Source organism: Citrobacter sp. RHB21-C05 (assembly GCF_013889015.1).
Lineage (GTDB): Bacteria > Pseudomonadota > Gammaproteobacteria > Enterobacterales > Enterobacteriaceae > Citrobacter_A > Citrobacter_A sedlakii.
The window spans coordinates 3,133,390-3,154,789 of the sequence record NZ_CP057611.1; the positions used below are offsets into that span (position 1 = coordinate 3,133,390).

General features: G+C 53.9%; 22 protein-coding genes. 17 read left to right on the plus strand and 5 right to left on the minus strand.

The window, feature by feature from the left end:
* Nucleotides 1–86 precede the first annotated feature (86 nt).
* Genes leuS through nadD form a run of 4 tightly spaced genes read left to right on the plus strand, consistent with a single transcriptional unit; the run spans nt 87 to nt 4,948 of the window.
* Complete coding sequence (leuS, locus tag HVX72_RS15090) at nt 87–2,669, plus strand: leucine--tRNA ligase (protein WP_042285478.1); 2,583 nt, start codon at nt 87–89, stop codon at nt 2,667–2,669.
* A gap of 14 nt (nt 2,670–2,683) precedes the next feature.
* Nucleotides 2,684–3,274 carry an LPS assembly lipoprotein LptE gene (gene lptE / locus HVX72_RS15095; protein ID WP_181821792.1) on the plus strand — a complete coding sequence of 197 codons (591 nt, stop codon included), beginning with the start codon at nt 2,684–2,686 and terminating at the stop codon, nt 3,272–3,274.
* The gene (holA, locus tag HVX72_RS15100) at nt 3,274–4,305 is read left to right on the plus strand and encodes a DNA polymerase III subunit delta (RefSeq protein ID WP_181821793.1); all 1,032 of its coding nucleotides are present in this window, start codon (nt 3,274–3,276) and stop codon (nt 4,303–4,305) included. The genes lptE and holA overlap by 1 nt, the downstream gene beginning before the upstream one ends.
* Nucleotide 4,306: 1 nt before the next feature.
* Nucleotides 4,307–4,948: a nicotinate-nucleotide adenylyltransferase gene (gene nadD, locus HVX72_RS15105; protein WP_181821794.1), complete on the plus strand. Its 642-nt coding sequence runs from the start codon at nt 4,307–4,309 to the stop codon at nt 4,946–4,948.
* Here the strand turns inward: nadD and cobD are convergent.
* A complete protein-coding gene (cobD, locus tag HVX72_RS15110; RefSeq protein ID WP_181821795.1) occupies nt 4,923–6,008 on the minus strand; it encodes a threonine-phosphate decarboxylase CobD in 1,086 nt (361 codons plus the stop codon). The two genes, nadD and cobD, sit on opposite strands and share 26 nt — an antisense overlap.
* A 96-nt stretch (nt 6,009–6,104) precedes the next feature.
* Here cobD and HVX72_RS15115 point away from each other — a divergent pair, with 96 nt between their 5' ends.
* The 11 genes from HVX72_RS15115 (at nt 6,105) to lipA (ending at nt 16,820) form a co-directional block, all read left to right on the plus strand.
* Nucleotides 6,105–6,716 carry an adenosylcobalamin/alpha-ribazole phosphatase gene (locus HVX72_RS15115; RefSeq protein WP_042285494.1) on the plus strand — a complete coding sequence of 204 codons (612 nt, stop codon included), beginning with the start codon at nt 6,105–6,107 and terminating at the stop codon, nt 6,714–6,716.
* Between the two features lie 260 nt (nt 6,717–6,976).
* A complete protein-coding gene (rsfS, locus tag HVX72_RS15120; RefSeq protein WP_012904988.1) occupies nt 6,977–7,294 on the plus strand; it encodes a ribosome silencing factor in 318 nt (105 codons plus the stop codon).
* Between the two features lie 3 nt (nt 7,295–7,297).
* Nucleotides 7,298–7,765, plus strand: a complete 468-nt coding sequence (gene rlmH / locus HVX72_RS15125; protein ID WP_042285498.1) for a 23S rRNA (pseudouridine(1915)-N(3))-methyltransferase RlmH — start codon at nt 7,298–7,300, stop codon at nt 7,763–7,765.
* Between the two features lie 29 nt (nt 7,766–7,794).
* The gene (mrdA, locus tag HVX72_RS15130; RefSeq protein WP_042285501.1) at nt 7,795–9,696 is read left to right on the plus strand and encodes a peptidoglycan DD-transpeptidase MrdA; all 1,902 of its coding nucleotides are present in this window, start codon (nt 7,795–7,797) and stop codon (nt 9,694–9,696) included.
* Nucleotides 9,697–9,698: 2 nt separating this feature from the next.
* Complete coding sequence (gene mrdB / locus HVX72_RS15135) at nt 9,699–10,811, plus strand: peptidoglycan glycosyltransferase MrdB (protein ID WP_042285504.1); 1,113 nt, start codon at nt 9,699–9,701, stop codon at nt 10,809–10,811.
* A gap of 10 nt (nt 10,812–10,821) precedes the next feature.
* The gene (gene rlpA / locus HVX72_RS15140) at nt 10,822–11,928 is read left to right on the plus strand and encodes an endolytic peptidoglycan transglycosylase RlpA (protein WP_060568912.1); all 1,107 of its coding nucleotides are present in this window, start codon (nt 10,822–10,824) and stop codon (nt 11,926–11,928) included.
* A gap of 149 nt (nt 11,929–12,077) precedes the next feature.
* A complete protein-coding gene (gene dacA, locus HVX72_RS15145; protein ID WP_042285511.1) occupies nt 12,078–13,289 on the plus strand; it encodes a D-alanyl-D-alanine carboxypeptidase DacA in 1,212 nt (403 codons plus the stop codon).
* Between the two features lie 107 nt (nt 13,290–13,396).
* Entirely contained in the window at nt 13,397–13,660 is a 264-nt protein-coding gene (ybeD, locus tag HVX72_RS15150; protein ID WP_004100153.1) for a DUF493 family protein YbeD, read from the plus strand.
* A gap of 97 nt (nt 13,661–13,757) precedes the next feature.
* Complete coding sequence (lipB, locus tag HVX72_RS15155) at nt 13,758–14,399, plus strand: lipoyl(octanoyl) transferase LipB (RefSeq protein ID WP_181821796.1); 642 nt, start codon at nt 13,758–13,760, stop codon at nt 14,397–14,399.
* Between the two features lie 294 nt (nt 14,400–14,693).
* On the plus strand, nt 14,694–15,647 hold the full coding sequence (locus tag HVX72_RS15160) for a YbeF family transcriptional regulator (RefSeq protein ID WP_181821797.1): 954 nt from the start codon (nt 14,694–14,696) through the stop codon (nt 15,645–15,647).
* A 207-nt stretch (nt 15,648–15,854) separates the two neighbouring features.
* Nucleotides 15,855–16,820 (plus strand): lipoyl synthase, encoded by a 966-nt coding sequence (gene lipA, locus HVX72_RS15165; RefSeq protein ID WP_042285520.1) that lies wholly within the window; start codon nt 15,855–15,857, stop codon nt 16,818–16,820.
* A gap of 97 nt (nt 16,821–16,917) precedes the next feature.
* Here the strand turns inward: lipA and tatE are convergent, their stop codons facing one another.
* Together tatE and HVX72_RS15175 are read right to left on the minus strand one after the other, a co-directional pair.
* Nucleotides 16,918–17,121: a twin-arginine translocase subunit TatE gene (gene tatE / locus HVX72_RS15170; protein WP_042285523.1), complete on the minus strand. Its 204-nt coding sequence runs from the start codon at nt 17,119–17,121 to the stop codon at nt 16,918–16,920.
* A 128-nt stretch (nt 17,122–17,249) separates the two neighbouring features.
* Nucleotides 17,250–18,038, minus strand: a complete 789-nt coding sequence (locus HVX72_RS15175; RefSeq protein ID WP_181821798.1) for a deaminated glutathione amidase — start codon at nt 18,036–18,038, stop codon at nt 17,250–17,252.
* A gap of 91 nt (nt 18,039–18,129) precedes the next feature.
* Here HVX72_RS15175 and crcB point away from each other — a divergent pair, with 91 nt between their 5' ends.
* Entirely contained in the window at nt 18,130–18,513 is a 384-nt protein-coding gene (gene crcB / locus HVX72_RS15180) for a fluoride efflux transporter CrcB (RefSeq protein ID WP_042285528.1), read from the plus strand.
* A 54-nt stretch (nt 18,514–18,567) separates the two neighbouring features.
* On the opposite strand, the gene cspE is transcribed toward crcB, so the two are convergent.
* Nucleotides 18,568–18,777 (minus strand): transcription antiterminator/RNA stability regulator CspE, encoded by a 210-nt coding sequence (gene cspE, locus HVX72_RS15185; protein ID WP_000034826.1) that lies wholly within the window; start codon nt 18,775–18,777, stop codon nt 18,568–18,570.
* 173 nt (nt 18,778–18,950) lie between these two features.
* On the minus strand, nt 18,951–19,514 hold the full coding sequence (pagP, locus tag HVX72_RS15190; protein WP_042285534.1) for a lipid IV(A) palmitoyltransferase PagP: 564 nt from the start codon (nt 19,512–19,514) through the stop codon (nt 18,951–18,953).
* A gap of 458 nt (nt 19,515–19,972) precedes the next feature.
* Between pagP and dcuC the strand changes: the two genes are divergently transcribed.
* Complete coding sequence (dcuC, locus tag HVX72_RS15195) at nt 19,973–21,358, plus strand: anaerobic C4-dicarboxylate transporter DcuC (RefSeq protein ID WP_181821799.1); 1,386 nt, start codon at nt 19,973–19,975, stop codon at nt 21,356–21,358.
* Nucleotides 21,359–21,400: the final 42 nt, after the last annotated feature.

Consider the following 21,400-nt stretch of genomic DNA (forward strand, 5'->3'; position numbering starts at 1 on the left):
GGCGTTTGGGCTATGCTATGCGGATCTAAAACACCACCTCTAAAGCTACGTTTGTAGCTGTATTGAAAACAGGACCACTGGCTGCCATGCAAGAGCAATACCGCCCGGAAGAGATAGAATCCAAAGTACAGCTTCACTGGGATGAGAAGCGCACATTTGAAGTAACCGAAGACGAGAGCAAAGAGAAGTATTACTGCCTGTCTATGCTTCCCTATCCTTCTGGCCGACTACACATGGGCCACGTGCGTAACTACACCATCGGTGACGTGATCGCCCGTTACCAGCGCATGCTCGGCAAAAACGTGTTGCAGCCTATCGGTTGGGACGCTTTCGGCCTGCCTGCGGAAGGCGCAGCGGTGAAAAACAACACCGCGCCGGCGCCGTGGACTTACGACAACATCGCCTATATGAAAAACCAGCTTAAAATGCTGGGCTTCGGCTACGACTGGAGCCGTGAACTGGCGACCTGCACCCCGGAATACTATCGCTGGGAACAAAAATTCTTTACCGAGCTGTATAAAAAAGGTCTGGTTTACAAAAAGACCTCTGCGGTGAACTGGTGCCCGAACGATCAGACCGTGCTCGCTAACGAACAGGTGATCGACGGCTGCTGCTGGCGCTGCGACACCAAAGTTGAGCGTAAAGAGATCCCGCAGTGGTTTATCAAAATTACCGCTTATGCGGACGAACTGCTGAACGATCTGGACAAGCTCGATCACTGGCCTGACACCGTCAAAACGATGCAGCGCAACTGGATTGGCCGTTCTGAAGGCGTGGAAATCACCTTTGATGTCACCGGTTATGAAGATACGCTGACCGTTTACACCACCCGCCCGGATACCTTTATGGGCGCCACTTACCTGGCCGTTGCCGCCGGTCACCCGCTGGCGCAGAAAGCCGCGGCGAACAACCCGGAACTGGCTGCCTTTATCGACGAATGCCGCAATACCAAAGTCGCGGAAGCCGATATGGCGACCATGGAGAAGAAAGGCGTCGATACCGGCTTTAAAGCGGTACATCCGTTAACCGGCGAAGCGATCCCGGTCTGGGCGGCGAACTTCGTGCTGATGGAATACGGCACCGGCGCGGTCATGGCGGTTCCGGGTCACGATCAGCGCGACTACGAATTTGCCACCAAATACGGTTTAACCATCAAACCCGTCATTCTTGCCGCCGACGGTTCCGAACCGGATCTGTCCGAACAGGCGCTGACCGAAAAAGGCGTGCTGTTTAACTCCGGCGAATTCGACGGTCTGGCCTTTGAAGACGCCTTCAACGCGATTGCCGACAAACTGGCGGCGAAAGGCGTGGGCGAGCGCAAAGTGAACTACCGTCTGCGCGACTGGGGCGTTTCCCGTCAGCGCTACTGGGGCGCGCCGATCCCAATGGTCACCCTGGAAGACGGCACCGTAATGCCAACTCCGGAAGATCAACTGCCGGTGATCCTGCCGGAAGACGTGGTCATGGACGGTATCACCAGCCCGATCAAAGCCGATCCTCAGTGGGCGAAAACCACCGTTAACGGTCAGCCAGCGCTGCGTGAAACCGACACCTTCGACACCTTTATGGAGTCCTCCTGGTATTACGCGCGCTACACCTGCCCGCAGTATCAGGAAGGCATGCTGGATTCCAAAGCCGCCAACTACTGGCTGCCTGTGGATATTTACATCGGCGGTATTGAACACGCCATCATGCATCTGCTCTACTTCCGCTTCTTCCATAAGCTGATGCGCGACGCGGGCATGGTGAACTCTGACGAACCGGCGAAACAGTTGCTGTGTCAGGGCATGGTGCTGGCGGATGCGTTCTATTATGTCGGCGAAAACGGCGAGCGTAACTGGGTTTCTCCGGTAGATGCCATTGTTGAGCGTGACGAGAAAGGCCGTATCGTGAAAGCGAAAGACGCGGCAGGCCATGAACTGGTGTACACCGGCATGAGCAAAATGTCGAAGTCGAAAAACAACGGTATCGACCCGCAGGTGATGGTTGAGCGTTACGGCGCCGACACCGTACGTCTGTTCATGATGTTCGCCTCCCCGGCGGATATGACCCTCGAATGGCAGGAGTCCGGCGTTGAAGGGGCAAACCGCTTCCTGAAACGCGTCTGGAAACTGGTTTACGAGCATACTTCACGTGGCGACGCTGCGCCGCTGAACGTTGCCGCGCTGAGTGAAGATCAAAAAGCGTTGCGTCGCGACGTACACAAAACGATCGCCAAAGTGACCGATGATATTGGTCGTCGTCAGACCTTCAACACCGCTATCGCCGCGATCATGGAACTGATGAATAAGCTGGCGAAAGCGCCGCAGGAAGACGAACAGGATCGCGCCCTGATGCAGGAAGCGCTGTTGGCGGTTGTGCGTATGCTTAACCCGTTCACTCCGCACGTCTGCTTTACGCTGTGGCAGTCGCTGAAAGGCGAAGGCGATATCGACAATGCGCCGTGGCCGGTGGCTGACGACGCCGCGATGGTTGAAGACTCCACCCTCGTCGTGGTGCAGGTCAACGGCAAAGTGCGTGGCAAAATCACCGTTCCGGTGGATGCGACTGAAGAACAGGTTCGTGAACGTGCGGGTCAGGAACATCTGGTCGCAAAATATCTTGAGGGCGTGACCGTGCGTAAAGTGATTTACGTACCGGGTAAACTTCTCAATCTGGTCGTTGGCTAAGCGCGGGAGGAAGCGTGCGATATCTGGCAACAGTGTTGTTATCTCTGGCGGTGTTAACCACCGCCGGGTGTGGCTGGCATCTGCGTAGCACTACGCAGGTTCCGGACACAATGAAAACCATGATCCTCGACTCCAGGGATCCTAACGGCCCACTGAGTCGTGCGGTGCGTAATCAGTTGCGCCTGAACGATGTTGAGCTGCTGGAAAAAGGCTCAATGCGTAAAGATGTCCCATCGTTACGTCTGGGCGCCGTCAGTATTTCTCAGGATACGGCGTCGGTCTTCCAGGACGGTCAGACGGCTGAGTATCAGATGGTCATGAACGTTAACGCCTCGGTGCTGATCCCGGAACACGGTATTTACCCGATCAACACCAAAGTGTACCGTTCATTCTTCGACAACCCGCAGATGGCGCTGGCGAAGGATAACGAACAGCAGATGATCATCAACGAAATGTATGACAAAGCGGCTGAACAGCTGATTCGTAAGCTGTCCAGCGTAAAAATCGCTGATGTCCGCTCGGTTCAGGAAGAAGAAAAAACTGAAAATACCGTGGTCACACCTGCGGCTTCTTCCTCACGCGTTTCAACCACGCTGGGTAACTGATGATTCGGTTGTACCCTGAACAACTCCGCGCGCAGCTCTCCGAAGGGCTGCGCGCGGCGTATTTATTACTCGGTAACGACCCTCTTTTGTTGCAGGAAAGCCAGGACGCCATTCGTCAGGCAGCGGCAGCGCAGGGGTTCGAAGAACACCATACCTTTTCGCTCGACAACAGCACCGACTGGAATGCGCTGTTTTCACAGTGTCAGGCGATGAGTCTGTTCGCCAGTCGACAGACGCTGTTGCTGTTGCTGCCGGAAAACGGTCCAAACGCCGCCATCAACGAGCAGCTGGCCCACCTCACGCAGTTACTGCATGACGATCTCCTGCTTTTGGTGCGCGGTAATAAGCTCACAAAAGCCCAGGAAAATGCCGCGTGGCTTAGCGCGCTGGCCGATCGGAGCGTGCAGGTCAGTTGCCAGACGCCGGAGCAGGCTCAGCTTCCGCGCTGGGTGGCCGCCCGGGCAAAACAAAAGAATCTGCAACTGGATGACGCGGCAAATCAGCTGCTGTGCTATTGCTATGAAGGCAACCTGCTGGCGCTGGCACAGGCGCTGGAACGTCTGTCATTGCTGTGGCCGGACGGAAAACTCACGCTTCCCCGTGTCGAACAGGCGGTGAACGATGCCGCGCACTTTACCCCGTATCATTGGGTCGATGCGCTGGTGATGGGCAAGAGCAAACGCGCACTGCATATTCTTCAGCAATTACGTCTGGAAGGCAGCGAGCCGGTCATTTTATTGCGCACCCTGCAGCGTGAACTTTTACTGCTGGTCAACCTCAAGCGCCAGGCCGCCCATACGCCCCTGCGCGCGCTGTTTGATAAACACCGCGTCTGGCAAAACCGCCGTGCCATGACGAGCGAAGCCCTGAACCGACTAAGCCTGACGCAACTGCGCCAGGCGGTGCAGCTACTGACACGTACAGAAATAACGCTGAAGCAGGATTATGGCCAGTCAGTCTGGGCGGAACTCGAAGGTCTTTCGCTGCTGATTTGCCATAAGGCGCTGGCAGACGTTTTTATTGATGGTTGATATGAAATCGTTACAGGCACTTTTTGGCGGCACCTTTGATCCGGTGCATTATGGTCACCTCAAGCCCGTGGAAACCCTGGCCAACCTGATTGGCCTGTCACGGGTGATTGTGATGCCGAACAATGTTCCCCCGCATCGTCCACAGCCGGAGGCCACCAGCGCCCAGCGGAAAACGATGCTCGAGCTGGCCATAGCCGATAAACCGCTGTTCACCCTTGATGAGCGTGAGCTGCTGCGCGATACGCCTTCTTATACCGCGCAAACGCTGAAAGAATGGCGAGAGGAGCAAGGTCCGGATGCGCCGCTGGCGTTTATCATCGGCCAGGATTCACTGCTAACCTTTCCCACGTGGCATGACTACGAAACCATCCTTGATAACACCCATCTGATCGTCTGCCGCCGTCCAGGTTACCCACTGGAGATGGCGCAGGAGCAGCATCAACGCTGGCTGGAAAAGCATCTGACGCATACTCCGGACGATCTGCACCGGCTGCCCGCGGGCAGAATCTATCTTGCCGAAACACCGTGGTTTAATGTCTCCGCCACCCTTATTCGCGAGCGTCTGGAAAACGGCGAATCCTGCGACGACCTGATGCCGAAAGCAGTATTGGACTATATTAATCTGCACGGTTTGTATCGTTAAGCACATCCGCTAACACCGCCAGCAGGCGGTCGTTTTCTCCGCTACTGCGTATCGCCACCCGAAAATAACGCGCATCAAGCCCTGGATAATTGGCGCAGCTACGGATCAAAATATGCCGTTCGAGGAGCGCGCGCTGCAGATCCCTTTCGCATTTCAGCAGCAGATAATTTGCCCGGCCAGGATAGACGCTCAAACCCGGCAGCGCGCTCAACTGCTGATAAACGCGTTCCCCTTCCTCTTTCAGCCACTGCCAGGTCGCCCGCTGCCAGGCGATGTCATCCAGCAGATGTTCTCCGGCAAGCGCCGCAAACGCATTGATCGACCAGGGCATCTGCCGGGCGCGTACTCTGGCGACCGCCTGCTCGTCGCTGTTGACCAGATACCCCAGACGCAGCCCCGGAATGGCATAAAACTTGGTCAGCGAACGCAGCACCCAGATATGCGGGTTAGCCTGCAAGGTGGGAATAAACCCCGGCTCGTCGGGGATGAAATCGAGAAAGGCTTCATCAAGAATCAGTGCGATATTCAGCGCCTTACAGCGTCGCGCAATGGCCTCGAGCAGCGACCGCTCCGGCAGCAGGCCGGTAGGATTATTAGGCGTACAGAGAAACAGGCAGTCATGCTCAGCGCGTAGCGCGCCAAGGATAGCGTCGGTTAGCTGCCAGCCGTCCGCCTCACGCAGGGCGAACAGGTCAATCTGACATTCGCCGCGGCGTAAGGCGCGACCGTATTCGGCAAAGCCGGGCGTGACAATCATCGCCCGTCGCGGTTTAAGGCCGTCCACCAGCGCGAAAATCGCCTCCGTCTCGCCGTTTGTCGCCAGGATCCAGGATGCGGGGATCTGATGATGTTTCGCCAGCGCCTGATGAAGATGGCGGTACTCAACGTCCGGATAGCGCTCGGCAAGATGAAGATTGTCGACGATGGCGCGTTTTACCGACGCCGGCATACCCAGCGGGTTAATATTCGCGCTAAAATCCAGCAGCCGATCGGCTGAAATACCGAGTAGCTCGGCGGCCTCGCGGGTATTCCCGCCGTGTGCGCTTGAAAACAGAGACATCGTGCCGCTCCTGGCAAAAAACGTTATTTTAAAGAAAACAGCGCGCGCAATCAGGGCCAATATCATATTTTGCGCGAATACGTTCACGAGGAAAAAATGCGACTCTGGTTAGTTCGTCATGGTGAAACCGAAGCCAATGTAGCCGGTCTGTACAGCGGCCATGCTCCCACGCCGCTGACGGCGCGAGGTATTACTCAAGCGCAGACGCTGAACACACTGCTCAAGCAGGTTCCCTTTGAGCAGGTGCTGTGCAGCGAGCTGGAGCGGGCGCAGCATACGGCGCGCTTAGTCTTAGCCGGGCGAGATCTTCCTCTCCTGACCCGCCCCGAGCTGAATGAAATGTTTTTCGGCGACTGGGAAATGCGCCATCACCGGGATCTTTGCGAAGAAGATGCGAGCAATTACGCGGCGTGGTGCAACGACTGGCAAAATGCGATCCCCACCAACGGTGAAGGATTTCAGGCGTTTTCAGGCCGGGTGGATCGGCTGATAAGCCAGCTTGCCGACTACCAGCATCATACACATGTGCTGATGGTCAGCCATCAGGGCGTACTTAGCCTGCTGATTGCAAAGCTGCTTTCTATGCCCGCGACCGCCATGTGGCGCTTTCGCGTTGAGCAAGGCTGCTGGAGCGCCATTGATTTCCACGACGATTTTGCCACACTGCGGGTACTGAACAGCAGAGCGGTATGGCAGCCGGGAGAATGAAAGGTCTGTTTTTTAGCGCCAGACACGCTTCGACCATTGACACCCCCTGACAGGCTGCTATTCTCCGCTGCCAGACTTTTCCCGCCCTTCAGCCCTTTGCAGAAATTGTTTTACAAAAATGGCGATGCATTCTGTTGCATGGGGTGGGATGATAGCCCACTTTCCGCACCTGAGCCGGTGACATTTGTCCCGTACCCGTGTGGGTTCAGGTATACTAACAGACTTATTTGTTTTACGCATTCATGCCCCAGGAGGAAAACTTGCAGGGTAAAGCACTCCAGGATTTTGTTATCGACAAAATTGATGACCTTAAAGGTCAGGACATCATCGCCTTAGACGTTCAGGGCAAATCCAGCATCACTGACTGTATGATTATCTGTACCGGCACCTCCAGCCGCCATGTGATGTCTATCGCCGATCACGTTGTGCAGGAATCCCGCGCGGCGGGCATGCTGCCGCTGGGCGTGGAAGGCGAAAGCGTTGCCGACTGGATCGTCGTTGACCTGGGTGAAGTGATTGTCCACGTAATGCAGGAAGAAAGCCGTCGCCTGTATGAACTGGAAAAACTCTGGAGTTAATGCGTGAAGCTTCAACTTGTCGCGGTAGGCACGAAAATGCCCGACTGGGTACAAACCGGTTTTACCGAGTACCTGCGGCGTTTTCCAAAAGATATGCCTTTTGAGCTTATCGAAATTCCAGCGGGCAAACGCGGCAAGAACGCGGATATTAAGCGTATTCTCGACAAAGAGGGTGAACTGATGCTGGCCGCCGCAGGCAAAAACCGCATCGTCACCCTGGATATTCCGGGTAAACCCTGGGACACGCCGCAGCTGGCAACGGAACTGGAACGCTGGAAGCTGGACGGGCGTGACGTCAGCTTGCTCATCGGCGGGCCGGAGGGCCTCTCTCCCGCCTGTAAAGCAGCGGCGGAACAAAGCTGGTCGCTCTCCGCGCTGACCCTTCCCCACCCGCTGGTTCGGGTGTTGGTCGCCGAGAGCCTGTATCGGGCATGGAGCATTACCACTAATCACCCCTATCACCGTGAGTGATCGTTGAGCTTGAGTAGACTACGCAGCGGATGAAACTACAGAATTCTTTTCGCGACTATACGGCTGAGTCCGCGCTGTTTGTGCGCCGGGCGCTGGTCGCCTTTTTGGGTATATTACTGCTCACCGGCGTGCTTATCGCCAACCTGTACAATCTGCAAATCGTCCGGTATACCGACTACCAGACCCGCTCAAATGAAAACCGCATCAAGCTGGTGCCCATTGCCCCCAGCCGCGGCATTATATACGACCGTAACGGCATTCCGCTGGCCCTGAACCGCACGATTTACCAGATCGAAATGATGCCGGAAAAGGTAGACAACGTGCAGCAAACGTTAGACGCCCTGCGCAACGTCGTGGATCTCACCGACGACGATATCGCGGCCTTTAAGAAAGAACGCGCCCGTTCGCACCGTTTCACCTCCATTCCCGTGAAAACCAACCTGACAGAAGTGCAGGTCGCGCGTTTTGCTGTAAACCAGTACCGTTTCCCTGGCGTCGAAGTGAAAGGCTATAAGCGCCGCTACTACCCTTACGGCTCCGCACTCACTCACGTCATCGGCTACGTGTCGAAGATCAATGATAAAGATGTCGAACGGCTGGATAAAGACGGCAAGCTGGCGAACTATGCCGCCACCCATGACATCGGCAAGCTGGGCATTGAGCGCTACTATGAAGACGTGCTTCATGGCCAGACCGGCTACGAAGAAGTTGAAGTCAATAACCGGGGCCGCGTCATCCGCCAGCTTAAAGAAGTGCCGCCGCAGGCCGGGCACGACATCCACCTCACCATAGATTTAAAACTGCAGCAGTATATTGAGACGCTACTCGCAGGCAGCCGCGCGGCGGTGATCGTGACCGACCCACGCACCGGCGGCGTGCTGTCGCTGGTGTCAATGCCCAGCTATGACCCGAACCTGTTTGTCGACGGCATTTCCAGTAAAGACTATTCCGGTTTGCTTAACGATCCGAACACGCCGCTGGTCAACCGCGCCACGCAAGGGGTTTATCCACCGGCCTCGACGGTAAAACCGTATGTCGCCGTCTCCGCGTTAAGCGCAGGCGTGATTACCCGCAATACCAGCCTGTTCGACCCGGGGTGGTGGCAGTTGCCGGGGTCTGAAAAACGCTACCGCGACTGGAAAAAGTGGGGCCACGGACATCTGAACGTCACCAAATCGCTGGAAGAATCCGCCGATACCTTCTTCTATCAGGTCGCGTATGACATGGGTATTGACCGCCTGTCCGAGTGGATGGGTAAATTTGGCTACGGGCACTATACCGGTATCGATCTCGCGGAAGAGCGCTCCGGTAACATGCCGACCCGCGAATGGAAAATGAAGCGCTTTAAGAAGCCGTGGTATCAGGGCGATACCATTCCGGTGGGTATCGGACAAGGTTACTGGACGGCCACGCCGATTCAGATGAGCAAAGCGCTGATGATCCTGATTAACGACGGCGTAGTAAAAGTGCCACATCTGCTGATGAGCACTTCCGAAAACGGCAAGCAGGTTCCGTGGGTCCAGCCCCACGAACCGCCGGTTGGCGACATTCACTCTGGTTACTGGGAACTGGCGAAAGACGGTATGTACGGCGTGGCAAACCGCGGTAACGGTACTGCGCATAAATACTTTGCCAGCGCGCCGTATAAAATCGCGGCCAAATCCGGTACGGCCCAGGTCTTTGGCCTGAAAGCCAACGAAACCTATAACGCGCATAAAATTGCCGAACGCCTGCGCGATCACAAGCTGATGACGGCCTTCGCGCCTTATGATAACCCGCAGGTTGCGGTCGCCATGATCCTCGAAAACGGCGGCGCTGGCCCGGCGGTGGGGACAATTATGCGTCAGATTCTTGACCACATTATGTTGGGTGACAATAACACCAGTCTGCCAGCTGAAAACCCGGCGGTTGCAGCGGCGGAGGATCAATAACGATGACGGATAATCCGAACAAAAAAACATTCTGGGATAAAATTCATATCGATCCCACCATGTTGCTGATTCTGCTGGCGCTGCTGGTGTACAGCTCGCTGGTGATCTGGAGCGCCAGCGGCCAGGATATTGGCATGATGGAGCGTAAGGTCGGGCAGATCGCCATTGGTCTGGTGATCATGGTGGTAATGGCGCAAATTCCGCCTCGCGTTTATGAAGGCTGGGCGCCCTATCTTTACATTGTCTGCATCATATTGCTGGTGGCGGTTGATGCCTTCGGGGCAATATCAAAAGGGGCGCAGCGCTGGCTGGATCTCGGCATTGTGCGCTTTCAGCCATCCGAAATCGCCAAGATCGCCGTTCCGCTAATGGTCGCGCGCTTTATCAACCGCGACGTTTGCCCGCCATCGCTGAAGAATACCGCCATTGCACTGGTGCTGATTTTTATGCCGACCCTGCTGGTGGCGGCGCAGCCTGACCTGGGCACCTCAATTCTGGTCGCCCTTTCCGGCCTGTTTGTGCTGTTCCTTTCGGGCCTGAGCTGGCGTCTGATTGGCGTGGCGGCGCTGCTGCTTGCCGCGTTTATTCCGATCCTCTGGTTCTTCCTGATGCATGATTATCAACGCCAGCGCGTCATGATGCTTCTCGACCCGGAAACCGATCCGTTAGGCGCGGGCTACCATATTATTCAGTCTAAGATCGCGATTGGCTCAGGCGGCCTGAGCGGTAAAGGCTGGCTGCACGGGACGCAGTCGCAGCTGGAATTTCTTCCGGAACGTCATACCGACTTTATCTTCGCGGTACTGGCCGAAGAACTGGGCCTGGTGGGGATCCTTATCCTGCTGGCGCTGTACATCCTGCTGATCATGCGTGGCCTGTGGATTGCCGCCCACGCGCAAACCACCTTTGGTCGCGTCATGGCCGGTGGTTTAATGTTGATATTATTCGTTTATGTCTTCGTTAATATTGGTATGGTGAGTGGTATTCTGCCTGTTGTAGGCGTTCCGCTGCCACTGGTCAGTTACGGAGGCTCGGCGCTGATTGTGCTGATGGCCGGGTTCGGGATTGTCATGTCGATCCATACCCACAGAAAAATGTTATCGAAAAGCGTGTAAGGGGTGCGCAATGCGTAAGCAGTTGCCTGGAGTCTGCGTCGCAGCAGGAATTATGCTGCTCGCGGCATGTACGAGCGATGATGGTCAGCAAGCGACCATCGTTGCGCCGCAGCCAGCGGTATGTAATGGACCGGTGGTGGAGATCGGCGGAGCGGAGCCGCGTTACGAGCCGCTCAGCCCGACCGCTAATCAGGATTACCAGCGAGACGGTAAGCATTATAAGATTGTGCAGGATCCGTCGCGCTTCAGTCAGGCCGGGCTTGCTGCGATTTACGATGCCGAACCGGGCAGCAATCTCACCGCTTCGGGCGAGATGTTTGATCCGATGCAGCTGACGGCTGCGCATCCTACATTGCCGATCCCTGGCTATGCGCGAATTACTAACCTCGCCAATGGCCGGATGATCGTTGTACGCATTAACGATCGTGGCCCTTACGGCAACGATCGGGTGATTTCGCTGTCGCGCGCCGCCGCCGACCGTCTGAACACCTCGAATAACACCAAAGTGCGCATCGATCCGATCGTGGTCGCCCAGGACGGTTCCCTGTCGGGTCCCGGCATGGCGTGTACCACTGTGGCAAAACAAACCTATGCCCTGCCCGCGCGGCCAGACCTGAGCGGCGGCATGGGAAGCGCCTCCTCCGCACCACAGGCTATCCAGCCTCAGGGCGATGTTCGCGCGATCAGTAACGCCACGCTGAAAAGCGAAGACAGCGCTGGCGCGCCGGTAAACAGTAGCGGTTTCCTCGGCGCGCCAACGACCTTAGCGTCAGGCGTTCTGGAAGGCAGTGAACCGACACCGGCTGCGCAACCCACCACTGCCGCGCCGGTAACCGCTCCTGTGAGCGCGCCAACTGCAACGGTACCTGCCGCAGCGCCTGCTGCAGCATCCGGTCATTATGTTGTTCAGGTCGGGGCAGTCAGCGACCAGGGGCGCGCGCAACAGTATCAGACGCGGTTAGCACAGCAGTTTAACGTGCCTGGACGCGTGACCCAGAACGGCGCCGTGTGGCGAATTCAGCTCGGTCCTTTCGCCAGTAAAGCGGAAGCCAGCGCGCTACAGCAGCGTTTACAATCCGAAGCCCAGCTGCAGTCATTCATCACCGGCGCGCAATAACGTAAAAGCGGCATCTGATTTGTCAATTTCTGTAAGTGACGTTAACAACGTTAACAAAAGTCACCCGGAAAGTCAGATGCCTGCCGGTAGTGCATTTGCTATAGTAAGGCACTTTTTTCAATTCCATCACGGATGTCGTAGTTCAGACCATGAAGACCACTTTTTCCGCTCGTTTCATGCAGCGCATGGCGCTCACCACGGCTCTCTTCACAGCCGCTATCTCAGGCGCGCATGCCGATGACCTGAATATTAAAACCATGATCCCGGGTGTTCCGCAGATCGATGCGGAGTCTTACATCCTTATTGATTACAACTCCGGCAAGGTGCTGGCTGAACAAAATGCCGACACCCGTCGCGATCCGGCCAGTCTGACCAAAATGATGACCAGCTATGTTATCGGTCAGGCAATGAAAGCGGGAAAATTCAAAGAAACCGATCTGGTCACGATTGGCAACGATGCCTGGGCGACCGGTAATCCGGTCTTCAAAGGCTCTTCTCTGATGTTCCTGAAGCCAGGAATGCAGGTGCCGGTCTCACAGCTGATTCGCGGCATCAACCTGCAGTCCGGTAACGACGCCTGCGTGGCGATGGCGGATTTTGCCGCAGGGAGCCAGGACGCGTTTGTAGGTCTGATGAACAGCTATGTGAACGCGCTGGGACTGAAAAACACCCACTTCCAGACGGTACATGGTCTGGATGCGGAAGGTCAGTACAGCTCCGCCCGCGACATGGCGTTGATTGGCCAGGCGCTGATCCGCGATGTGCCGAACGAATACTCGGTGTACAAAGAAAAAGAGTTCACCTTTAACGGCATTCGCCAGATGAACCGCAACGGCCTGTTATGGGATAACAGCCTGAATGTGGACGGTATCAAAACCGGACATACGGCAAAAGCGGGCTATAACCTTGTCGCCTCCGCGACCGAAGGGCAGATGCGTTTGATCTCCGCAGTGATGGGGGGACGCACCTATAAAGGTCGTGAAACCGAAAGTAAAAAGCTACTGACCTGGGGCTTCCGTTTCTTCGAAACCGTCAACCCACTGAAAGCCGGTAAAGAATTCGCCTCTGAACCCGCCTGGTTTGGCGATACCGATCGCGCCTCCTTAGGCGTGGATAAAGATGTGTATCTGACCATCCCGCGCGGACGCATGAAAGATCTGAAGGCCAGCTATGTTCTGAACAACGCGGAACTCCACGCGCCGTTGCAGAAAAATCAGGTGGTCGGCACCATTAATTTCCAGCTCGACGGCAAAACCATTGAGCAACGTCCGCTGGTTGTGCTGCAGGAAATCCCGGAAGGCAACTTCTTCGGTAAAATCATTGATTACATTAAATTAATGTTCCATCACTGGTTTGGTTAAAAATCGAACACTTGAAAGTGTGATTTCCATCCCCATATACTAAGCATCAGTAAAACTCCCGCCTTGCCGCGGGAGTTGTCATTTTTTTACGTTACGCCGGAGCTGACATGAAAACCAAACTTAACGAACTGCTTGAATTCCCTACGCCTTTTACTTACAAAGTTATGGGGCAGGCGTTACCTGAGCTGGTCGATCAGGTGGTTGAAGTGGTACAGCGCCATGCGCCAGGTGATTACTCTCCGACGGTAAAACCAAGCAGCAAAGGCAATTACCACTCGGTTTCTATTACCATCAACGCCACGCATATTGAACAAGTTGAAACACTGTACGAAGAGCTCGGCAACATTGAGATCGTCCGTATGGTGCTGTAAATCTGTTAACGTTACCCGGCATTGTCCGGGTAACCCCTCTCCTCTCTCGCTGTGATATACTTTTTCCCTCTTTTGTTTTCTCTACGGAGATGCTGTTTTGTCTCAGGATAAAATACTGGTCCGCCAGCTCGGCCTTCAACACTACGAGCCCGTCTCCCAGGCCATGCACGAATTTACAGACACCCGCGATGAGCACACCGCCGACGAAATCTGGCTGGTAGAACATCACCCGGTCTTTACCCAGGGCCAGGCGGGAAAAGCGGAACATGTCCTGATGCCAGGCGATATCCCGGTGATTCAAAGCGATCGCGGAGGACAAGTGACGTATCATGGCCCCGGCCAACAGGTGATGTACGTCCTGTTCAATCTCAAACGCCGCAAGCTGGGCGTCCGGGAACTGGTCACCCTGCTGGAGCAAACCGTTGTGAATACGCTGGCGGAAGTCGGTATAGACGCACATCCCCGCGCCGATGCCCCAGGCGTCTACGTCGGTGAAAAGAAAATTTGCTCCCTCGGATTACGTATTCGCCGCGGCTGCTCGTTCCACGGCCTGGCGCTGAACGTAAATATGGACCTTTCGCCATTTTTGCGTATTAACCCATGTGGTTATGCGGGAATGGAAATGACAAAAATATCGCAGTGGGATAAACAAGCCACCACGGAAAATATTCGACCACGTTTATTGGCAAATATTTTAGCCCTGCTAAATAATCCTCCTCACGAATATATTACTGCTTAACCAATTGATAATAATGACCCACAAATTAGCTGGGTCATTAATCCAGATCCCTTGAAGGCTTTACAAAACCGCCTGGTTTCTATATTTTCATTATCTCTGTGTTTGAATCGTTAACGAAATATTTCGTTTCGTCGTCATTCTATTTTTCATCGACGCGCGTTAATTATTCAATCGTCATTCTTTTTGCAATCAATTTTCGCAATGGCAAGATGAGTAAGGGTGGAGAAAATATATGCAGCTCATAAATATAACTCACGCAATTATTCATAAAACAAATAAATATGGAGTGTGAGCGTGAGTGAGAATAGTCAGCCGAAAGGCCATTGTTACGAACACCGGCCCGAAGATAAACCGCAAATTTTCAGAACGCTAAGAAATATCGACCTGAATCTGTTGACTATCTTTGAGGCTGTTTATGTTCATAAAGGTATCGTTAACGCCGCCAAAATACTCAATCTGACGCCTTCGGCCATCAGCCAGTCTATTCAAAAACTGCGCACTATTTTTCCCGACCCGCTGTTTATTCGCAAAGGACAAGGCGTTACGCCAACCGCCTATGCCACTCATTTGCACGAATATATCAGCCAGGGTCTTGAGTCGATTCTCGGCGCTCTCGATCTTACCGGCTGTTATGACAAACAGCGAACCATTACCATTGGCACCTCGCCGTCCGTCGGCGCGCTGGTGATGCCCACCCTCTACCAGGCGATCAAAACCCGCTTTCCGCAACTGCTGTTGCGGAATATTCCCGTGCATGACGCCGAAGCCCAACTCAGCCAGTTCCAGACCGATTTGATTATTGATAACCACGTCTACAGCAATCGCGTGGTCCAGCATCAGGTTCTCTTTTCCGACAACATTGAACTGGTTTGCCGGCAGAACCATCCATTCCTGACCGGCGCGTCCACCCCTGAGCACGTCGACAATGCGGAACACAGTCTGTTGATGATAGAAGGGCAAAGCTTCACGCTGCTGCGCCAGCGGATCCAGGAGATTTTCCCGAACCGGAAAATCAGCTTCAGCAGCTATAACATGTTCACCCTTGCCTCGCTGATCGCGCACAGCGATCTTGTCGGCATTATGCCAGCCCGCTTTTTCACGCTGTTCAACCAGTGCTGGTCGCTACAGCGGCTGCCGCACCCCGCCCTGAACCGCGAGCAGGTCGACTACTCGCTCCATTACAATAGACTGAGCCTGCGCGATCCCATTCTGGAAAACGTGATTACGGTTATTCGTGATGCTTTTTGAAAAGGAAATGTTGCTGTCGGGTCACAACTGAGGTTGGGCATATGGCACAAAACAACAACTATTTTACATTTTACCGACCACTCAGGCTGCTTTAAGGGCCGTTTCAATGATATACTGCCTGTAGTGAATTCAAAAATAGTTGATAAATACAACATTTGATTGAATTAAAACGCTTTCCTTCGTATTCGCAACTGGAACACGCACGCTATGAGTAAACCCATTGTGATGGAACGCGGTGTTAAATACCGCGATGCCGATAAGATGGCCCTTATCCCGGTCAAAAATGTGGCGACAGAGCGCGAAGCCCTGCTGCGCAAACCGGAATGGATGAAAATTAAGCTTCCAGCGGACTCCACGCGTATCCAGGGCATTAAAGCCGCCATGCGCAAAAACGGCCTGCATTCCGTCTGTGAGGAAGCCTCCTGCCCGAACCTGGCGGAATGTTTCAATCACGGCACCGCCACCTTTATGATCCTCGGCGCAATTTGCACCCGTCGCTGCCCGTTCTGTGATGTTGCTCACGGTCGCCCTGTTGCCCCTGACGCCAATGAGCCGGTGAAGCTGGCGCAAACCATTGCTGATATGGCGCTGCGCTATGTGGTCATCACCTCCGTGGATCGTGACGATCTGCGTGACGGCGGCGCGCAGCATTTTGCAGACTGCATTACCGCAATCCGTGAAAAGAGCCCAAACATAAAAATTGAAACACTGGTGCCTGACTTCCGTGGCCGTATGGATCGCGCACTGGATATTCTGACCGCCACCCCACCGGATGTATTCAACCATAACCTTGAAAACGTACCGCGTATCTATCGTCAGGTTCGTCCGGGCGCGGACTACAACTGGTCGCTGAAGTTACTGGAACGCTTTAAAGAAGCGCACCCGGAGATCCCGACCAAATCAGGCCTGATGGTGGGTCTGGGCGAAACGAATGCTGAAATCATTGAGGTGATGCGTGATCTGCGCCGTCACGGCGTTACCATGCTCACTCTGGGTCAGTATCTGCAGCCGAGTCGCCACCATTTGCCGGTACAGCGCTACGTCAGCCCGGATGAGTTTGACGAGATGAAAGCGGAAGCATTGGCAATGGGCTTTACCCACGCCGCCTGCGGCCCGTTCGTGCGTTCCTCTTACCATGCTGACCTGCAGGCGAAAGGAATGGAAGTGAAGTGATTCAGTAACGAATCGTTACATTTCAGCCATAAAAAACCCGCCAGCGTGCGGGTTTTTTCTCGTCAGCATAAAACGGATGAGCATCCTGCTCCGGGCATTACTCTTTATGAGAGAGTTTTTCAGCCTGAACGTTACCGTCTACGTCTCTTTTTGCAGTCGCATCGTCATCGTTCATAGCTTTTTTAAAGCCCTTGATTGCCGTGCCCAGGTCTCCACCCAGCGTGCGTAACTTCTTGGTACCAAACAGCAGAACAACCAGTGCGGCAACCACCAGCAGTTTGGTAATACTAATCTCACCCATAAATACCTTCTCGAATTAAAACAGGCAGCAAAGCGTGCCTTGATAACCGGATAACATTAACGGTCATTTGACGCGCGCACACAATAGCAATCTGTAACAAGGTGAATCAAGCAGTGTTTAAAAAAACGTCATAATAATTGCGGTGGCGCAAATCTGCGATTACGTAACACCGGCAACTGCGCGCGCACCTGGCGGATCCGCGCGGCAGAAATCTCCGCCATGATCAGCGCCGGGCACTCTGCCGCCGCCGCGACGGTTACGCCAAACGGGTCGATAATCCGGCTCTGACCAATATTTTTATTTCCGCACTCACCGGCAGCGACCATATAACAGGTCGTGTCCAGCGCCCGGGCCGCCAACAGCGTTGACCAGTGGTGCTCTTTCAGCGACCCACGAACCCAGGCAGCCGGAAGTACCAGTACGTCCGCCCCTTGTAGCGCCTGGGCGATCGACAGCTCAGGAAAGCGCAGATCGTAGCAGGTCATCAGCCCGACCTTAAACCCTTCCACCTCAATCAGCGGCGCAATCGCCTTTCCGGCGTCGACGTTTCGCGATTCCTGTATCGAAAACGCATCGTAAAGATGCAGCTTAGCGTAGCTCGCCACGATTTTCCCGGCGCGCAGCGCCACCAACGTATTCACCGCGCGTCCGGGAAGCGAAGGAACGTGGATAGTCAGGATAGTGGTCAGGGTATTGTTTGCGCTTTCCTGCAAAAGCCGCTGCAGGAACTCCCCTTCCAGTCGCTGGGCGGATTTAACCGATAAATCGGGATCCGCATCATCGCGCGCCAGCAGCGCTTCTGGCAGAACGAGCAGCGAGACGCCGCGTTTGACCGCTTGCGACATCAACGATACGCAGGTTTCTGCGTTTTCTTCCCATACGGGACTGACAGCAAATTGCCCGGCAGCAGCGAACATACACCCTCCAGTCAGGTTGGCTACACTCGCCAACCCTGTTTATTCAGCGTTACACTCATACCCATTACTCATCAAATAACAGGATTACGCAGTGTTACAACTTCTTTTAGCAGTTTTTATTGGCGGTGGTACAGGAAGTGTAGCGAGATGGATGCTCAGTATGCGGTTTAATCCGGTACATCAGGCGATCCCTGTGGGTACCCTGACCGCGAATTTACTGGGGGCATTTATCATTGGCATGGGACTGGCGTGGTTTAGTCGGATGACCCACATCGATCCTGTGTGGAAAGTGCTTATCACCACGGGGTTTTGCGGCGGGCTAACGACCTTCTCAACCTTTTCCGCGGAAGTGGTGTTTCTGCTTCAGGAAGGACGTGTTGCCTGGGCAATGCTGAATGTGCTGGTCAACCTGCTCGGCTCGTTTGCCATGACCGCACTGGCGTTCTGGTTAGTTACCGCCGCCAGCAGCCACTAAAGATCAAAAAAAACCCGCTGATTAAGCGGGTTTTGAATTCTTGCTGACGTAGGCTTACAGAGCGGTTACGTTTGCAGCAGAAGGGCCTTTGGCACCGTTAGTGATTTCGAACTCTACGCGCTGACCTTCAGCCAGAGTTTTAAAACCATTGGTCTGGATTGCAGAGAAGTGTACGAACACGTCTTTGCTGCCATCTTCCGGAGTAATGAAACCGAATCCTTTGGACTCATTAAACCACTTAACGTTACCTTTAATCTTAGACATCAAAATTACCTTTACATGAAAAATAGACACAAATGCTGTGTCGGGTACCAGTACACCAATTGTGGTACGCTTTGTCCAGTCGAACTTTGGTAAAAAGTGATAAATATCGCGTTATTTTTTAGCATAAGCATATAGCTTATTGTTTTATCTACTCTTTTTAATCACTTATCGCTTCAGAACTGAAAGCGCATCCAGGCAAAATAGACGTTACCATTATTGTAGGTACCGGGGATGTAGGTCATCTGAAACGTTGCCGGTCCGTACCCAATGGACGCCAGCGGCAGCAGCACCGGGACAGGAATGTAATTCCAGTTATCGCGCGCCGTAACGCCTGCGGTAAAGCCCAGCCCCAGTCGGAAGTTATCGTCCGGCAGTGGGCGCCATGTGCTTTCCCAACCATAGCCGCCAATGGGCTCCCATTTATTCCAGGAGTCTTTAAAGGCCATGATATACAGGCCATGCCAGTTTCCTTTTTCATCCCAACGTGACTGACCAAAACCGCCGCCCCACGGACGCTCATTATAACGATCGGTTTTTTCTTTATCGTAAGCGAAACGCGCATGCCAGGTGATCGCAGGAATATATAAATCATAATGTTCCGGCTCCCGCCAGGTCTCCGCGACATTGTCGGTAAACGTCGTAAACCATCCTTTCTCTTCAGCCAATGCCTGCTGTTGCAGGCCGGATTGAATAAAAAGAAAAACAATAAGGAAAAAGAATTTTTTAGCCACCATCACAATATTTATTACCCTGCTTAAGTACAGCTTAAATTGTACCAAAAAAAAGTTTAATGGGACCTTAACAGCGGTGATTTAAACCAGAATCAGATTGTTCTAAGATTTATTTTCACCCAAATAACCTTATTATATTTGGGTATATTTATTGCTGTGTTATCAGCGAGATATCGCTGTTTTTTTGTTCTGCTTCGCGCGTTGTTCTCCTGCCCCGCAAATTATTAACATTGATGCATCATAATTTGCACAAATAAAAAACAAACACCCATAACAGGGGTAAAGCTGGCTGAGATATATTGAACCGGTAGCATTATTGTAAAAAAAGCCGATAACTCAGATTTAATTCGTCTGTTTCTTGATTTTAATCAGCGAGTGTCGCAGGGTTATTCGGCACATTTTTACACCACTTAATTGGTATTTTCTTATTTTCATATCTGGGTGTCCATGCGACAGGGGAAACAATGTTAACAGTGATTGAACTCCTTATTGGAGTAGTGGTTATCGTGGGCGTCGCCCGCTACATAATTAAGGGGTATTCCGCGACCGGCGTACTCTTTGTCGGCGGTCTGGCGCTGTTGATTATCAGCGCGTTGATGGGACATAAGGTTCTGCCTGCCAGTGAATCGACAACGGGTTACACGGCGACCGATATTGTCGAGTACATCAAGATCCTGCTAATGAGCCGCGGCGGCGATCTCGGCATGATGATCATGATGCTCTGCGGTTTCGCCGCCTATATGACCCATATCGGCGCAAATGATATGGTGGTGAAGCTGGCATCCAGGCCGCTGCAGTACATTAACTCGCCTTACCTGCTGATGATTGCCGCCTATTTCGTGGCCTGTCTGATGTCGCTGGCGGTGTCTTCTGCTACCGGCCTCGGCGTATTGTTGATGGCGACGTTGTTCCCGGTCATGGTTAACGTCGGGATCAGCCGCGGCGCCGCAGCGGCAATTTGTGCGTCCCCTGCCGCGATTATCCTTTCGCCTACCTCCGGCGACGTGGTTCTGGCAGCGAAAGCCGCCGAAATGCCGCTCATCGACTTTGCCTTTAAAACGACGTTGCCGATCTCCATAGCCGCCATTATCGGTATGGCGGTAGCGCACTTTTTCTGGCAGCGTTATCTGGATAAAAAAGAAAACATCGCCCATGAAATACTGGACGTGAATGAGATTACCACCACAGCCCCGGCATTTTATGCCATCCTGCCGTTTACACCGATTATTGGGGTACTGATTTTTGACGGTAAGTGGGGACCGCAGTTGCACATCATCACCATTCTCGTGCTGTGTATGCTGATTGCGGCAGTGCTGGAGTTTGTTCGTGGCTTTAATACCCAGAAAGTCTTCTCCGGGCTGGAAGTCGCGTATCGCGGCATGGCGGATGCTTTCGCCAACGTGGTGATGCTGCTGGTGGCCGCAGGCGTTTTCGCACAGGGTCTGAGCACGATTGGCTTTATCCAGAGTCTTATCTCCATCGCCACGTCGTTTGGTTCGGCGAGCATCATTCTGATGCTGGTGCTGGTCATTCTGACCATGCTGGCAGCGATGACCACCGGCTCCGGTAACGCGCCGTTTTATGCGTTTGTCGAAATGATTCCCAAGCTGGCGCATTCGTCCGGCATCAACCCGGCGTACCTGTCGATTCCGATGCTGCAAGCCTCCAACCTGGGACGGACGATTTCTCCGGTTTCCGGCGTGGTGGTCGCGGTAGCCGGAATGGCGAAAATTTCGCCGTTTGAAGTGGTAAAACGCACTTCCGTACCGGTCATGGTGGGGCTGTTAATCGTGATTATCGCCACCGAAGTGATGGTGCCAGGCACGTCTTCCGCCGTCACTGGCGGCTGATATTATCCGGGGGAGATCAGCGCCGGATAAGACGCGGGGAAA

What these genes read in the sequence shown, in the direction of transcription:
- leuS (WP_042285478.1), top strand. Translation starts at nt 87, where the DNA reads ATGCAAGAGCAATACCGCCCGGAAGAGATAGAATCCAAAGTACAGCTT.
- holA (WP_181821793.1), top strand. Translation starts at nt 3,274, where the DNA reads ATGATTCGGTTGTACCCTGAACAACTCCGCGCGCAGCTCTCCGAAGGG.
- nadD (WP_181821794.1), top strand. Translation starts at nt 4,307, where the DNA reads ATGAAATCGTTACAGGCACTTTTTGGCGGCACCTTTGATCCGGTGCAT.
- cobD (WP_181821795.1), bottom strand. Translation starts at nt 6,008, where the DNA reads ATGTCTCTGTTTTCAAGCGCACACGGCGGGAATACCCGCGAGGCCGCC.
- HVX72_RS15115 (WP_042285494.1), top strand. Translation starts at nt 6,105, where the DNA reads ATGCGACTCTGGTTAGTTCGTCATGGTGAAACCGAAGCCAATGTAGCC.
- mrdA (WP_042285501.1), top strand. Translation starts at nt 7,795, where the DNA reads ATGAAACTACAGAATTCTTTTCGCGACTATACGGCTGAGTCCGCGCTG.
- mrdB (WP_042285504.1), top strand. Translation starts at nt 9,699, where the DNA reads ATGACGGATAATCCGAACAAAAAAACATTCTGGGATAAAATTCATATC.
- rlpA (WP_060568912.1), top strand. Translation starts at nt 10,822, where the DNA reads ATGCGTAAGCAGTTGCCTGGAGTCTGCGTCGCAGCAGGAATTATGCTG.
- dacA (WP_042285511.1), top strand. Translation starts at nt 12,078, where the DNA reads ATGAAGACCACTTTTTCCGCTCGTTTCATGCAGCGCATGGCGCTCACC.
- ybeD (WP_004100153.1), top strand. Translation starts at nt 13,397, where the DNA reads ATGAAAACCAAACTTAACGAACTGCTTGAATTCCCTACGCCTTTTACT.
- lipA (WP_042285520.1), top strand. Translation starts at nt 15,855, where the DNA reads ATGAGTAAACCCATTGTGATGGAACGCGGTGTTAAATACCGCGATGCC.
- tatE (WP_042285523.1), bottom strand. Translation starts at nt 17,121, where the DNA reads ATGGGTGAGATTAGTATTACCAAACTGCTGGTGGTTGCCGCACTGGTT.
- HVX72_RS15175 (WP_181821798.1), bottom strand. Translation starts at nt 18,038, where the DNA reads ATGTTCGCTGCTGCCGGGCAATTTGCTGTCAGTCCCGTATGGGAAGAA.
- cspE (WP_000034826.1), bottom strand. Translation starts at nt 18,777, where the DNA reads ATGTCTAAGATTAAAGGTAACGTTAAGTGGTTTAATGAGTCCAAAGGA.
- dcuC (WP_181821799.1), top strand. Translation starts at nt 19,973, where the DNA reads ATGTTAACAGTGATTGAACTCCTTATTGGAGTAGTGGTTATCGTGGGC.